The sequence below is a fragment of the Enterococcus sp. DIV0167 genome, from assembly GCF_050541555.1.
Lineage (GTDB): Bacteria > Bacillota > Bacilli > Lactobacillales > Enterococcaceae > Enterococcus > Enterococcus faecalis.
In genome coordinates, this window is record NZ_CP172933.1 from 999,147 (window position 1) to 1,014,440 (window position 15,294).

Consider the following 15,294-nt stretch of genomic DNA (forward strand, 5'->3'; position numbering starts at 1 on the left):
CCAATAATTTATCACAGGTTGTGATTTTTTTCTTATAAGTTAATCTTACTAATTTTTAGTGAAGAAGTATATAATAATTGTTGAAAGACTATAAAACTTTAAGGTATTTTGCATTATTTTTGCTTAATCTTTTGAAATATCTCAATTCTATTAAAATATGCGAATTAGTATATTACACGTTTTCAAGGTGTTTCATTGTTGATTAATTAGAATTTTAGTGGTATTTTTGTATTTGTAATTAGTACAGATTTTAATTGGAGGTATAACAGTGAGTAAAAAAGGATCAGATATCATAGTAGAAAGTTTAATCAATCACGAAGTGCCCTATATTTTTGGGATTCCCGGTGCAAAAATTGATGGGGTTTTTGATGCATTAGTTGATAAAGGCCCAGAATTAATTTTAGCTCGACATGAACAAAATGCAGCCTTTATGGCACAAGGGATTGGTCGTTTGACGGGAGAGCCTGGCTTAGTTATTGCAACTAGTGGACCTGGTGCCAGCAATTTAGCAACTGGGTTAGTAACTGCGACTGCAGAAGGGGACCCTGTTTTAGCATTGGCTGGACAGGTAAAACGGTCCGATTTGTCAAAATTAACTCACCAAAGCATGAATAATGCTGCATTATTTAGTCCAATAACAAAATTCAGTACAGAAATTCAAGATCCAGAAACATTATCTGAAAATATTGCCAATGCTTACCGTATCGCCAAAACAGCGAAAAAAGGTGCAACATTCTTATCGATCCCACAAGATGTCACAGATAGTCCGGTGACAGGCGAAGCAATTAAGCCTTTGTCGGCTCCGAAACTGGGCCATGCATCAGCAGAAACAATCGCAGCTTTAGCTGAACGAATCAAGCAAGCGAAATTACCTGTTTTACTTTTAGGAATGCGGGCCTCTGCACGAAAAGTTACCGCAGCCATTCGTGAATTGGTTGCTATAACTGGTTTGCCAGTCGTGGAAACGTTCCAAGGAGCAGGCATTATTTCAAAAGAATTAGAAGAACATTTCTTTGGGCGTGTTGGTTTATTTCGAAACCAACCTGGGGACCGTTTGTTAAAAAGAAGTGATTTAGTGATTGCGATTGGGTATGACCCAATTGAATATGAGGCACGTAATTGGAACGCAGAAAAAGATGCGCGCGTTATTGTTATTGATGAAGTTCAAATGGAAATTGATCAATATATGCAACCGGAAGAAGAGCTAATTGGTGATATGTCTAAAAATATTTTGAAATTATCAGAAGCATTTAGTGAACCAATATTAACAGAAGATGCGCAAGATTATTTAGAAACGCTTCAAGAAAAATTAACGATTAAAGAAGTAAAAACAAGTACAATTGAAAATCGATTACATCCATTAGAAATTGTTCAAACGCTTCAAGAAAAAACCACGAATGAAATGACAGTTACTGTTGACGTAGGGAGTCACTACATTTGGATGGCTCGCCACTTTAGAAGTTATGAACCGCGTCATTTATTATTTAGTAACGGTATGCAAACATTAGGTGTCGCTTTGCCTTGGGCAATCTCGGCTGCGCTGGTTCGTCCGAATACACAAATTATCTCTGTTTCTGGGGACGGCGGTTTCCTATTTTCGGCGCAAGAATTAGAAACAGCGGTTCGTTTAAAGCAAAATATCGTGCATATTATTTGGAATGATGGTAGTTATGATATGGTTAAATTCCAAGAAGAAATGAAATATAATCGATCCTCTGGCGTAGATTTTGGTCCAGTTGATTTTGTGAAATATGCTGAAGCTTTTGGAGCCAAAGGGGTTCGAGTACATTCACAAGCAGAATTTGCCGCAGCTTTAGAAGAAGGAATGCAAACAGAAGGCCCAGTGATTATTGATGTTCCTGTGGATTATTCAGATAATCAAGAATTAGGTAAAACATTGTTACCAGATCAACTTTATTAGGAGATGGAAAAATGAGCGAACAATATGTTTATCAACATGGTACGCTAGGCGGTTTAATGGAAAGTTTGATGGCAGGAACGGCAGAAATTGGTACGTTACTCACGCAAGGTGATTTTGGAATTGGGACATTAGAAGGCTCAAATGGCGAAATTATTTTATTGGACGGTATATTGTATCATGCGAATCAAACTGGCGAAATTACTATTTTAGAAGGCGAAGAATTAACGCCATATGCCGCAGTTACTCGTTTTCAAGAAGATGGCGCATTCCCTGTATCAACGGAAACCGATGAAAATATTAAAGCACAAATTTTAGAAAAAATTAGTCCTAATTTTTTTGCGGCAATTAAAATTAGCGGTCTTTTTGCGAAGATGCATGTCCGTGTGGCACCTAAACAAGAAAAACCATATCCACCATTTGTAGAAGCAGCACGCAATCAACCTGAATTTACAGCGGAGAATATTCAGGGAACAGTTGTAGGGTTCTTTACACCTAAATTATTTCATGGTGCTTCTGCTGCAGGATTTCATTTGCACTTTATCAGTGAGGATCACCAATTTGGTGGGCACATTCTTGATTTTGGCATTAAACAAGGGACTGTTTCGTGGATGGAAGCAGCAGAATTGCGGCAGCATTTTCCAGTTCATGATGCTGACTATCGGAATAAAGAAATTGATATTGCAAAAGCTTTGTCCGCAATTGAAGAAGCGGAATAACAAGGCACATTTCTCCACGCCCATTCAAGTTGACCTAGTTAGTCAACTTGAATGGGCTTATTGCTGCTCGTCGCTTTTTGTTGTTATTTTTCAAAAAAAAATAGTATCCTTTTTATAATAAGCAAATAACAATTGGAAAGGATGGCGTAATGGACACACTTTATAGAAGTTGGCAATTGTCTGGTTGGCTTTATCATGATATTTTTGTCATCATTGTAGCAATTATTTTTATAGTAATTAGTGGTATTTTGGTTATTTCCTTAATAAGAAGGCGGAGTACAAGGCGACTGGTTCCCTATGCGTTAATTTTGTTGGTTTATCTTGCAGTGGTACATTTTGCTGGTTTAATCTTTTTCGGAATGTTTCGTTCAGTAACGATTGAAGAGAAAAGTGCGACGTTTTATTCTGAAAAAACGAAAGGCTTAACTTCAATCGAGCGAATGATTATCCCAAATGGACGAACGAATGGCATTAGCACCAGTAACTCATTGTTCCAAGTGATTTCTGTTAATAGTCAGACGGGCGAACGAATGTGGAGTAAACGTTTAGGTTGGCGTGATTATTTAATTGGTCAAACAGATCAATATGTGGTTTTGAATAATGCTGATAACGAGGCCATTTACTTACTCGATACAAAAACAGGGAAAAAACAGTTTTCTGAAGCGGATTTAGTGAAGAAATTCCCTGAATTAAAAGACTATTTAAGCTCTGATTTCGTTGATTATCGTTTTATGGATAATCGCTATCTCTATATTTATGGATTAAACAATCGATATTATCAATTAGATTTGAAAAATTGGCAGTTAAAACAAGATCCAACTTTCAAAGAAGTCTTTCAAACACAAGAAGCGCCTAAATGGACGGTAGATTCAAATGAGAGTCAAATTGGTCAAAAGCTGTCATCGGAAGAGCGTACAACAGTGCAAGGAAAACTAGAAGAGCAACTAATAGCACCAGTTTTATTAGGCAAGAAAGATGAAGCAAATTATTATGTTCTGTCATACAAGAAAAGACAAAGTAATCAAGCGATAGTTGGCTTATACAATTGGCAGAAAAAAACATACGAGTGGCAAACACCGTTGCTTTTAACTAAAGAAAATGTACCTATTGAAGCTTTTCAAGTAGAGGATGCGTTATTCATTAAAGTCCCGCGTTATTTATACAAAATTAACCTGAATAATGGTAATCAAGAATATCAGTTTGATTACCGTTGGGGCCAAGTGATTCGTTAAACGAAAAGTGGTAAAGCATGCTTAGACAAATAGAAGGAGCAAATAGTCCTTATGATATAAAAAAACGCTTAGAAGAGTAGTGATTCCGCTAGTTTTCTAAGCGTTTTTTTTATTTTATGCAGGTCCAGAGATTAAATTCCAGATAATCGAACCTGTATATGCGCCAGGAAATAATTGTGAAACAGGGGTTTGGATTGCAAGAGAAATATCGGTCATGCGGCCACTCCACATGCCTTGTCCTTTTCTATCACCAGCGTTACTCATTAAAGTCGCACCGTTACCGATAATAATTGGGTTGGTCGGGAAGTCGGGTGCAGCAGGATCTTCTGAAAAATCCAGTCCATACATTGTATTTGTCATAAAGAAACGCCTTAACGTTTTGTCATAGCGGGCATAGCCGCCTGTTAATTGAAACGTAATGATGCCTAGTAAAGAATGAGCTTCGTTTCGCATGTGTGGGATTTCAGCAGTGACATGCCAACCAGTTAAGGCTCCGCGAACATCCCCCATCCCGAAGTGTCTCATTGTATGAGTATTGCCTTCAGAAGGTCGTATAGGAACTGACGTTAAATCACCAGAAATCGCTTGGGTTTCAAAAGTAAATTCTTTCGGAATAAAGAGCAAGTCAAAACTAGTGTTAGGATTTTCTAAGTCAGGATCAATGGCATCGTCAACCGATTCATCGCCAGGCAGCCCTCCAAGTTCTAGTTCAACTGAAACCGGCGTTTTTCCAGAACGGGTGGCAAAAGAAACCGATGGGTCAAAACTAAAGAGACTGAATACTAGCAACAAGGCTGCCATTGATTGATAAGTGAGTAGATTTTTTTTATTCAAGAAAGTTCCTCCTTTAGGTGCTGATAATATAAGTATACGCAAAAAGAGCTGTTTTTATTTATCAGTAATTTACAGGGAATTCGAAAATATTGAGACAAATAGTTTTTAATATTAGTTGAGAAAGGTGAGTCGACAATTTTTACTTGTTGATTCTGTCTTTTTTGAGCACCATTCGTTATATCAAGCATGCTAAAATATAAAAGAAATCATCAGGTATCACTAATGAAAAGGGAGAGGAGGAGAAAACTTTGAGTAAGTGTTTGGGGTTGTTGATGATTTTATTTGTATTATCTGGCTGTTCAGGAAGTAGGGATTCACAACAGGAAGTCGTTATAGAAAAGTCTGCTAATAATGACAAAGTAAGACAATTTGTCGATCAAAAAAATCCGCATTTAGGAACGCAATTAGAAGCAGAATCTTATACTAAACAGGAAGCGATTGAATTTTTACAAAATGGTTTAGGGATACCAACGAATGACTCGGCGTTTCATTATACGTTTAAGCAGTCAAATAAAGGAAGTTATGTTGTTCAAATTATATCTGAAAAGAATAGTGTCTCAAAAGAGAATGAATTGTTCGGATATTATCAGGTGTATCAAGATGGTATTATAGTGAAAATGATGGAAAAGGATCAAACGTTCCAAGAAAATTAAGTGATAAATAAAAAAGTTGACAAAAAACACAAACAGTCTTGTTTGTGTTTTTTTGTTTAATGTTCGTGTTTTATTTTTTAATAACCTTTTTCGAAAAAATATACGAACGTTCGGGTTTAAAAACGAACAAAAAGATGAAAATGTGTTGAAATATACGTTTTCCTTGCGTATACTGATGAAGTGAAAAAACGAACGAGGAGTGTACGAATGAACAAGAAAGTTCCTTATTTAATTGTGGCACCGGGGCTAGTACTATTATTATTTTTCTTAATGATTCCATTAATTACTAGCATTTTGCCAACCATTTTTACTGATCATGGCTTGACACTAAATCAGTATGTTACTTTTTTTAAAGATGACTATAATGTTTCAATTTTCTGGCGAACGATAAGAGTTTCGTTAATAGTGACGGGTATTTCAATTGTGTTGGGCATTCCAACGGCATACTTTATTGCTGGAGTTTCCAAAAAATGGCGTGGCTTTTTAATGGCTATGACCTTGTTTCCACTATTAACCAACTCAGTTATTCGAAGTTTTGCTTGGATTAACATTTTAGGAAAAAACGGTGTAGTGAATACGTTGTTATTAAAAACGGGCTTAATTGAGCAACCGCTGAATTTATTGTATACAGAATTTGCAATTATTATCGGTTCAGTGTATTTATTTTTACCGACAATGATTATGACCTTAGTTGGGGTTATGGAAAACATTGAAGGAGAAATGCTAGAAGCGGCTGAGACGCTAGGCGCCAATCCAATGACGGCTTTTCGGAAAATTGTTTTACCTTTATCAATTCCAGGCACCATTGTAGGAAGTATATTAGTGTTTACAGGAACTTTAACGGCTTATACAACGCCACAGCTGTTAGGTGGTAACCAAAAAATGATGATGTCGACCTTCTTATATCAAAAGGCTAATACTTTAGGTGATTGGCAATCGGCGAGTGTTCTTGCATTTATTATGATTTTAACAACATTAATTGTGATGAAAGGCCTAGACATGGTCGCTAAGAAAGTAGATCGGAGAGAAGCAAATCATGCGTAAGCAAAAAGGACTATCTGTTATTGCAATTCTAGTTTTTCTGTTTTTATTTTTACCATTATGTTTGATTGTGGTGACTTCTTTTGGAACAGCCGCAGCGATTCAATTTCCGATTAAAGGGTTTACTTTAGATTGGTACGCCAAAGCCTTACAATCGGAAACGTTTATGGACAGTTTTAAGTTAAGCTTGTTGATCGGGGTATTAGCAACTGTTTTAGCATTAATAGTAGGGATTCCGGCTTCCTATGCGCTGGCACGTTATTCCGTTCGTGGGCGCAACTTTATTAAAAGCTTTTTCTTATCCCCAACTGTGATTCCAGGAATTGTGGTCGGGTATACGTTATTTCAATATATTGTTATTAAATTAGGTTTGCCTGTCTTTCAAGGATTGTTAATGGGGCATTTTTTAATTAGTTTGCCTTATATTATTCGAGTGGTTGGGTCAAGTATGGAACAACTAGATTATTCAATGGAAGAAGTAGCTTGGACATTAGGTTGTACAAGATTGCGAGCTTTCATTCAAATTGTTTTACCCAATGTGTCTTCGGGAATTTTTGCAGCCTTTATGTTAGCATTTGTCAATTCGTTTAACAATGTTCCTGTATCGATGTTTTTATCAGGTCCCGGTGTGACGATGCTGCCTACTTCTTTATTAAGTTATATGGAATACAATTATGATCCAACTGTTTCAGCAATTTCTGTATTGTTGATGCTACTAACAATGGGCTTAATGTTTTTAATTGAAAAAACGTTGGGACTAGCTTCCATTGCCTAAAACATGGAAGAAGCACGAGATAGAAAGAGGAGAAAATTTTGACTTTTGTGGATTTAAAAGATATTCGCGTCAGCTATGACGGAAAACAAGATATTTTAAAAGATTTAAATATTTCAATGGAAAAAGGAGAGTTAGTTTCTTTATTAGGACCGAGTGGTTGTGGTAAAACGACTACGCTAAGAGTGATTGCTGGATTAATTAAGCCAAACGACGGACAGTTTTTCGTTGACCAAGAAGAACTAACAAAGGTTCCTGTCCATAAGAGAAACTTCGGGATGGTTTTTCAAAGCTATGCGTTATTTCCCCATTTAACGATTGCAGAAAATGTCGCTTTTGGGCTGAAATTACGCAAAGAAAGCAAACAAACCATGGACCAAAAAGTCACGGAAATGCTAAAAGTATGTGGTTTAGAAAGCTTGGGCGACCGTTATCCAAAACAATTATCTGGTGGTCAAAGACAGCGGGTTGCGCTAGCACGGGCTCTGATTATTGAACCTAAACTATTACTACTAGATGAACCGTTGAGTAATTTAGATGCAAAATTACGAGTGGCAATGCGGATTGAAATCAAACGGATTCAACAACAATTAGGCATTACGACAGTTTTTGTCACACATGACCAAGAAGAATGTTTTTCTATTTCAGATAAAGTGGCCATTATGAATAATGGCGTGATTGAACAATATGATTCACCAGAAACGATTTATCGTTTGCCTCGTACTAAATTTGTCGCTGAATTTATCGGTTTTGAAAACTTTTTCTCTGTCGAAAAAATGGAAGCTGGTCATTATCGGACACAAACAAATCAAATAGTGAAAACGACTAATCCTGAACCAAATGTTACAGCGACAGTGGCAACGATTCGTCCAGAGGACATTGAGATTGTTTCAGAAGCTGCTACTAATACTGTCGCAGGTACTGTCGCTGTCCGAACATTTTTAGGGAAAAGCTATCAATATGAAGTGGAAACAGCGTTAGGTACATTGCTGGTTAATGGAACAAGTGAACAGTTATATGAAACAAACGAAACCATTCACTTGGCTTTTCCAGCTGAGAAATTAGTTATTTTAGAAAAATAAAAACCATTTTGGAGGAAGATTTAAAAATGAAAAAACGCGTAATTTTAGGGACATTAGTCGCTGCAACGTTATTAATGACTGCTTGTGGAAACAGCGAAGCAACTACGAAAAGCGAGAGCAAAGGTGGAAGTAATGCTTTAGTCGTTTCAACTTTCGGATTAAGTGAAGATATTGTCAAAAAAGACATTATCGCTCCATTTGAAAAAGAGAATGAAGCGAAAGTTACCTTAGAAGTAGGCAATAGCGCAGACCGCTTTACGAAATTAAAAAATAATCCCAATGCGGGAATTGATGTCATTGAATTAGCACAAGCAAATGCAGCACAAGGTGGAAAAGAAGGGTTATTTGAAAAAATTACAGAAAAAGAAGTACCTAATTTAAGTCAGTTAACGCCGGGAGCAAAAGAGGTTTTTGAAAGTGGTGCTGGCGTACCAATCGCTGTAAACAGTATCGGGATTGTTTACAACAAAGAAAAATTAGGCAAAGAAATTAAAAACTGGGATGACTTATGGTCAGCTGATTTGAAAGGTAAAATTTCTGTTCCAGACGTTGCCACGACGGCAGGTCCTTTAATGTTATACGTTGCCAGTGAACATGCTGGTCAAGATATTACAAAAGATAACGGGAAGGCCGCTTTTGAAGCGATGAAAGAATTAAAACCAAACGTTGTTAAAACGTATTCAAAATCGTCAGACTTAGCTAATATGTTCCAATCTGGTGAAATTGAAGCAGCTGTGGTTGCTGATTTTGCGGTTGATATTATTCAAGGCGCAGCAGAAAACGTGACGTATGTCGTCCCAGAAAGCGGCACGTATGCCAACTATAATACAGTCAATATTCCTAAAAAAGCACAAAACAAAGAAACCGCCTTTAAATTTGTTAACGCACGGATTAGTGAAGAATCACAAAAGGCCAAAGCGATTTCATTAAATGAAGGACCTACAAATCAACAAGTAACGTTAAGCGAAAAAGAAGCGAAAAATAAAACATATGGTGCCATTGCCGAACGTGCCAAAACAGTCGATTTTAATTTTATTAATAGTCAACTAGCGGATTGGATTGATCAATGGAATCGGACGATGAATCAATAGTTTTAGAAAAGAGGGACAAAATGAACGTCGATGTATTACTAAAAAATGTGTGGCTGTATCAAACAGTCACTCAAACATTCGTTCAACGAAATGTTGCGATTAAAAATGATAAATTTTATTACATTTATGAAGAAGAGAACGTCAATTTGCAGCCCCAAAAAACAATTAATGCCGAGAATCAATGGATGATTCCCGGCTTAATTGATGCACACATGCATATTGAAAGTTCCATGACGACACCTACTATTTTTTCCAAAGCAGTAGTGCGTTACGGTGTGACAACGGTGATTGCCGATGCCCATGAAATGGCTAACGTATTTGGCTTAGAAGGCTTAAAAGCTTTTATGGCCGCTGAAACAGAACTAGATATCTTTCACGCAATTCCTTCTTCGGTTCCTTCGACCACTCCCGAATTAGAAACAACTGGTGGGATTATCGGCTTAGCAGAAGTAGCAGAATTACTCAAAGAGCCAAAAGTGATTTGTTTAGGGGAAGCCATGAATTTTAAAGGGATTTCCTATGAGCCAGATTCTTTAATTCGTCAAATTATCGATTTGTGTCAAAAACAACGACCAACCATGCCTTTAGAAGGCCACTGTCCTAAAATCGAAGATCAAGAGTTAGCAGATTTTCTATATAGTGGTATCACTTCAGATCATACCCATCAATTTCCTAAAACGTTAAAAGAAAAAATTGAAGCGGGCGTCTTTATTCAATTTCAAAATAAATCAATCACTCCTGAAAACATTCAGGTGATAGTAGACAATGACTTCTACAATTATGCAAGTATTATCACGGATGACGTGATGGCCGATGATTTGCTAAAAGGTCATCTAAATGAAAATGTCAAAAAAGCCGTTCATGCAGGATTGCCTATCGAAAAAGCCATTTATATGGCAACTTATACGCCGGCCAAACGAATGGGTCTCCATGATCGCGGCGAAATTGCACCTGGTAAAAAAGCTGACTTTTTGTTATTAAATGACTTAGAAAGTTTTGATATTACTACGGTTTATAAATCTGGAAAGGTCGTTTTTGAAAAAGGCGAGCCCTTCCATTATCCAGAAAAAATCGAAGAGTTTCCAGCCGCTTACCAACAAACCATCCAATGTAAAAAGTTAACAGAAGAAGATTTACTTTTAAAGGTGGCTACAACAAAAGAAACAGTTCGTTGTAATGTGATTCAAAAACAAGAGATTGGCACATTTACAGAGCGAATTACAAAAGAAATTCCTGTTGAAAATGGGTTGTTGCAATGGCAAAAAGCCAACTGTGCCTTATTAATTGTGATGGAACGTTACGGAAAAAATGGTAATATTTCTTTTTCTTTAATGGATCAACCTCTTTCCGAGAAAGGAGCCATTGCGACAACCTGGGCCCATGATCATCATAATTTAATGGTGATGGGTAATACGATTGAGGATATTCTGTTAGCGCAGAATGAATTATTAGCGATGCAAGGCGGCTATTTGGTTGCTTCGGATCAGCAAGTGATGGCAACTTGTCCTTTACCAATTGGTGGGATTTTATCGCAAGCACCGATTGAACAATTAGGCGCTTCTTTACAAAAAGTTCGACAAGCTATGCAAGCGTTAGGCTATCAAAATATGAATGAAATCATGTCCTTTTCCACACTATCATTGCCTGTCTCGCCAGCCATTAAAGTGACTGATTTTGGGATGATGGATACGAAGTCACAACGTTTCTATCCATTAGTTTTTCCAGAGGATGGAGTTCTTTTGCATGAAAACACTCATTAAAAATGTGCATATACTAACAATGGATGAGCAATTTTCAGAAATCAAAGCCGGCTATTTAGTGATTGAAGAAGACACAATTGTGGAATTAGCACCAATGACCACACTTGATGAAAAGCGAATGGCTGCAAATCAAGTAATCGATGGTCAAAATGGAATTTTAATGCCTGGGATGATTAACACCCATACCCATGTAGGCATGATTCCGTTTCGTTCGTTAGGAGACGATGTGCCAGATCGACTCCGGCGTTTTCTTTTTCCATTAGAACAATTCATGACAAAAGAATTAGTAGGATGCAGTAGTGATTATGCAATTGCTGAAATGTTACTGAGTGGTATTACGAGCTTCTGTGATATGTATTATTTTGAAGATGAAATTGCTAAAAGTTGTGAAAAAATGAGTGTTCGTGCTTTGCTCGGAGAGACGATCATTGATATGCCCACTTGTGATAGTCCGGAGCCTTCAGGCGGTCTTTTTTACGCGGAAACCTTTATTCGCAAGTGGCAAGGCCATCCGTTGATTACGCCTATACTTGCGCCACATGCACCGAATACCAACTCACCAGAAGTGTTGGCAAAAATTATTGAACTTAGTCGGCGATACCAAGTTCCTGTGACCATGCACGTTGCTGAAATGACTTATGAAATGGCTGAGTTTGAAAAAGCCTATCAAAAAACACCAATTGCTTTCTTAGAAGAACTGGGTTATTTGAGCGAGCCGTTTATTTTAGCTCATTGTATTTTGGCAACAGATGAAGATCTTGCGAGTTTAGCTGCTACTAATGGAAAAGCGCGTGTCGCTCATTGTATCGGTGCGAATACTAAATCAGCCAAAGGCGTAGCGCCGATTAAGCAAATGCTTGATCAAGGGATTATTGTCGGTTTAGGCACGGATGGACCTAGTAGTGGGAATACATTAGATTTATTCACCCAAATGCGCATGGTTGCGAATTTTCATAAGACAGCACACCAAGATCGCTCCTTGTTTCCTGCGAAAGAAATTGTTTATCTGGCAACGATGGGGGGCGCTAAAACGTTAGGCTTGGCGGAGCAAGTCGGCTCATTGGAAGTGGGCAAAAAAGCGGATATAGCATTAATTGAAACGCAATCAGTTAATATGTTTCCGATTTTTGATGCCTATTCAGCGTTGGTTTATTCAGCAAATGCTAGCAATGTTGAAGCTGTTTGGGTGAACGGTCAACAGTTAGTTGCCAATAAAGAATTACAACAAGCTAATCTCAAAGAAATCAAGGAAAAATTATATCAGGCCATGAATACGTTTGTGAAAGAAGCTAAAAAAAGAGCTGCTCTCTAAACAGAGCAAGTAGGACGTATCGGATTGATTAAATAACGCTGAATTGACGTTTAGTGATTTAGGTTCTAATAGAGCGCAGACAAACTTTTAATGAAAGAGTTGTCTGTGTTCTTTTTTGTTATAAACATTTTTCTTTTTCTATATATATTTTTAAGGTAAGTTGTATTATAGTAAGTTTGAGAAGATGAGAATGAGAGGAAAAGCAATGAATATACAACGGTTTATAGAAAAACGCAAAGCACGTGGTTTGTCGCAAAGTGAATTGGCTAAAGGGATTTGTACGCAAGTTACGGTTAGTCGCTTTGAAAAGAATGGTCAAGTCCCAACTTTAAAAATATTGATCCAACTATGTAATCGTTTAGAGCTACCTTTGGGGGAACTCTTCCCGCGCGTAGGGATTAAACAACCTGAAATTCTTGAAAAAATGGAAGAAGCAGAATTCTTCTTGATTACCAGCGAACATGACCAATTGCAAACAATTTTAAAAAATATTCCTTTTGATGAAATCAAAGATTCCCAACTGTTATTAGAATATTATTATTTACAAGGCTTTGTCATGATTTTTCAAAATGCTTCGTTGATGGATTGCTTATTTACCTTTGAAAAACTTCTGTTTGAAGAGCAAAAATACACGAGCGATATTTACCGTTTGTTAGCTTTTACTGGAATTGGCATGGCCTATGCCAAAGAAGGCGAAATTGAGAAAGCAGAATTTTATTTCAATAAGGTCTTCAAGGAAATATATCTTTATACTATTCAATCAATGGAAGATACTTGGCGAGTATTAAATGTTGTCTTTCACTGTGGTGTTTTTTATGCAGAAAAAGGCGATTTAGAAACAAGTGATGCTTTGTTAGAGTATGCGATTTCCATCTGTTCTGATAATCACGTCACGTATTACTTGGCAAGAGCAGCTTTCCAACTTGCGAAAAATGCCTTAGCTGAAGAAAAGCCGCAAGAGCAAATTTTAGAACTACTACAAGATGCCCGCGCATATGCAAAAATCAATAAAAATCGCATCTTGTTGGAAGCAATTCAAACATTGAAAGAAACAATTTTATCTAAGGAGAATTAGTTTATATAGAAAATTATATATTTATTTTAAAAATATAATAAAAAAAGCGTTTTTTAAAAGAGTTAAAGACACGTTACGACCTTAAATGAAAATTTTAAGGTCGTTATTTTATATAAAAAAATATATAAACGACTTGACTGGCATCAAATAAAGGCGTATGATTCATTTGTGAATAAATGTGAAATAAAACACAATCTTTCGTGGGGAGGAAGTCTTGAGGTGCAACAAAGTCAAACTATTTATTTGATGGGCACAGTAATAGATGTATTTGTAGACCATGAAGAACCTGAAAAAATTCTAGAAGAAGTGCATCAACGATTGATCACTTATGAACAACGTTTTAGTGCAAATGATTCAACTTCGGAACTGATGGCTGTCAATCAACAAGCTGGGCAAAAACCAGTCAGCGTTCATCCAGAGTTGTATCAATTAATTGCATTAGGGAAAAAACATAGTTGTGATCCAGCTAGTCATTTGAATGTTACCATTGGCCCGTTAGTTCAAACATGGCGAATCGGTTTTAAAGATGCCCGTGTCCCGTCAGAAGAGGAAATTAAAGCCTGTTTGAAAAAAATTAATCCAGAAAAGATTCACTTAAATCCCTTAAAACAAACGGTTTTTTTGGAAGAAGAAGGAATGAAATTAGATCTGGGGGCTTTAGCAAAAGGCTATATCGCTGATTTACTAATTGCCTATTTGAAAGAAGTCCATGTTACGTCTGCTTTGATTAATCTGGGCGGCAATATTGTGACGTTGGGGCCCTCTACGCATCAAAACAAAAAATGGCGAATTGGTATTCGCAATCCGCAAGAATCCAGAGAAACAATCAGCTTACTTGTCGAAGTGGCTAATCAATCGGTTGTGACGTCGGGCATTTATGAAAGAAGTTTAACCGAAGCTGGGCGAGTCTATCACCATCTGTTGGATCCGACAACCGGTTACCCATTGGAAACTGAAATGGCCAGCATCACAATTATCTCGGATGCTTCAGTGGATGGTGAGATTTGGACAACGCGTTTATTTGGTTATCCAATTCCAGAAGCGCTTGAAATCCTCAATCAACTAGATGGGATTGAAGGAGTCATCATTACACAAGACCAGCAAATTTTATATAGCAGTGGGTTAGCAGATACTCTTCACATTATCCATTCATAGAACCGAAAAAGAAAGGACAGCTCATTATGAAAAAAATTATCGGCTTAGTAGGAACGAACTCAGAGCAATCAACCAATCGTCAACTTTTGCAATTTATGCAACACTATTTTGCGCAGGAGGCTGACATTGAACTAGTTGAAATTGTTGACTTTCCTATGTTTAACAAGCCAGAAGACAAAGTTTTGCCAGAAATAGTTAAAACGGTTGCTGAAAAAATTGAAGCAGCAGATGGCGTCATTATCAGTACGCCTGAATATGACCATGCGGTGCCGGCTTCTTTGATGAATGCCCTAAGTTGGTTATCTTACGGGATTTTTCCGTTTGTTGATAAACCAGTTATGATTACTGGTGCATCCTATGGCACGTTAGGTTCCTCTAGAGCACAAGCGCATCTGCGTCAAATTTTAGATGCTCCTGAATTGAAAGCACGAATTATGCCAAGCTCTGAATTTCTATTAGCGCATTCCTTACAAGCTTTTGATGAAAACAATGCGTTAAAAGATTCAGAACAAATAGATAAACTAGCTGGTTTGTTTGCAGATTTTTGTGTATTTATTGAAATTACAGAACAGCTGAAACATGCGCATGCGCAAAATAAAAAAGAAGCAGAAAATTTCTCATGGGAAACGATTTAACGAAATGGAGTGAAT

The 15,294-nt window shown here is 37.2% G+C and carries 14 protein-coding genes; 13 read left to right on the plus strand and 1 reads right to left on the minus strand.

What is annotated here, in order from left to right; all coding sequences use genetic code 11:
* Positions 1-268 precede the first annotated feature (268 nt).
* The 3 genes from alsS to IGM09_RS04980 all read left to right on the plus strand — a co-directional run bounded on the left by alsS (position 269) and on the right by IGM09_RS04980 (position 3,869).
* Positions 269-1,921, plus strand: a complete 1,653-nt coding sequence (gene alsS, locus IGM09_RS04970) for an acetolactate synthase AlsS (protein WP_002357923.1) — start codon at positions 269-271, stop codon at positions 1,919-1,921.
* A gap of 11 nt (positions 1,922-1,932) precedes the next feature.
* Positions 1,933-2,637 carry an acetolactate decarboxylase gene (budA, locus tag IGM09_RS04975; protein WP_002366507.1) on the plus strand — a complete coding sequence of 235 codons (705 nt, stop codon included), beginning with the start codon at positions 1,933-1,935 and terminating at the stop codon, positions 2,635-2,637.
* A 149-nt stretch (positions 2,638-2,786) separates the two neighbouring features.
* The gene (locus IGM09_RS04980; protein ID WP_002366508.1) at positions 2,787-3,869 is read left to right on the plus strand and encodes a PA2928 family protein; all 1,083 of its coding nucleotides are present in this window, start codon (positions 2,787-2,789) and stop codon (positions 3,867-3,869) included.
* 114 nt (positions 3,870-3,983) lie between these two features.
* On the opposite strand, the gene IGM09_RS04985 is transcribed toward IGM09_RS04980, so the two are convergent.
* Positions 3,984-4,745 carry a WxL domain-containing protein gene (locus IGM09_RS04985; RefSeq protein WP_025192058.1) on the minus strand — a complete coding sequence of 254 codons (762 nt, stop codon included), beginning with the start codon at positions 4,743-4,745 and terminating at the stop codon, positions 3,984-3,986.
* 230 nt (positions 4,746-4,975) lie between these two features.
* Here IGM09_RS04985 and IGM09_RS04990 point away from each other — a divergent pair, with 230 nt between their 5' ends.
* The 10 genes from IGM09_RS04990 (at position 4,976) to IGM09_RS05035 (ending at position 15,279) form a co-directional block, all read left to right on the plus strand.
* On the plus strand, positions 4,976-5,356 hold the full coding sequence (locus tag IGM09_RS04990) for a hypothetical protein (RefSeq protein ID WP_002393185.1): 381 nt from the start codon (positions 4,976-4,978) through the stop codon (positions 5,354-5,356).
* Positions 5,357-5,563: 207 nt separating this feature from the next.
* Complete coding sequence (locus tag IGM09_RS04995; protein ID WP_002382189.1) at positions 5,564-6,400, plus strand: ABC transporter permease; 837 nt, start codon at positions 5,564-5,566, stop codon at positions 6,398-6,400.
* On the plus strand, positions 6,393-7,172 hold the full coding sequence (locus tag IGM09_RS05000) for an ABC transporter permease (protein ID WP_002357916.1): 780 nt from the start codon (positions 6,393-6,395) through the stop codon (positions 7,170-7,172). The genes IGM09_RS04995 and IGM09_RS05000 overlap by 8 nt, the downstream gene beginning before the upstream one ends.
* A 38-nt stretch (positions 7,173-7,210) precedes the next feature.
* Entirely contained in the window at positions 7,211-8,251 is a 1,041-nt protein-coding gene (locus IGM09_RS05005) for an ABC transporter ATP-binding protein (protein WP_010713493.1), read from the plus strand.
* A 26-nt stretch (positions 8,252-8,277) separates the two neighbouring features.
* Positions 8,278-9,342, plus strand: coding sequence for an ABC transporter substrate-binding protein (locus tag IGM09_RS05010; protein ID WP_002357914.1), 1,065 nt, complete (start codon positions 8,278-8,280; stop codon positions 9,340-9,342).
* Positions 9,318-11,102, plus strand: coding sequence for an adenine deaminase (locus tag IGM09_RS05015; protein ID WP_024041725.1), 1,785 nt, complete (start codon positions 9,318-9,320; stop codon positions 11,100-11,102). The genes IGM09_RS05010 and IGM09_RS05015 overlap by 25 nt, the downstream gene beginning before the upstream one ends.
* On the plus strand, positions 11,086-12,414 hold the full coding sequence (locus IGM09_RS05020; RefSeq protein WP_033624918.1) for an amidohydrolase: 1,329 nt from the start codon (positions 11,086-11,088) through the stop codon (positions 12,412-12,414). Before IGM09_RS05015 ends, IGM09_RS05020 begins: the two co-directional genes overlap by 17 nt.
* A gap of 184 nt (positions 12,415-12,598) precedes the next feature.
* Complete coding sequence (locus IGM09_RS05025) at positions 12,599-13,489, plus strand: helix-turn-helix domain-containing protein (RefSeq protein WP_002385979.1); 891 nt, start codon at positions 12,599-12,601, stop codon at positions 13,487-13,489.
* A 219-nt stretch (positions 13,490-13,708) separates the two neighbouring features.
* Positions 13,709-14,644 (plus strand): FAD:protein FMN transferase, encoded by a 936-nt coding sequence (locus tag IGM09_RS05030; RefSeq protein WP_002371810.1) that lies wholly within the window; start codon positions 13,709-13,711, stop codon positions 14,642-14,644.
* A gap of 26 nt (positions 14,645-14,670) precedes the next feature.
* Positions 14,671-15,279, plus strand: coding sequence for an NADPH-dependent FMN reductase (locus IGM09_RS05035; protein ID WP_002357907.1), 609 nt, complete (start codon positions 14,671-14,673; stop codon positions 15,277-15,279).
* Positions 15,280-15,294 lie beyond the last annotated feature (15 nt).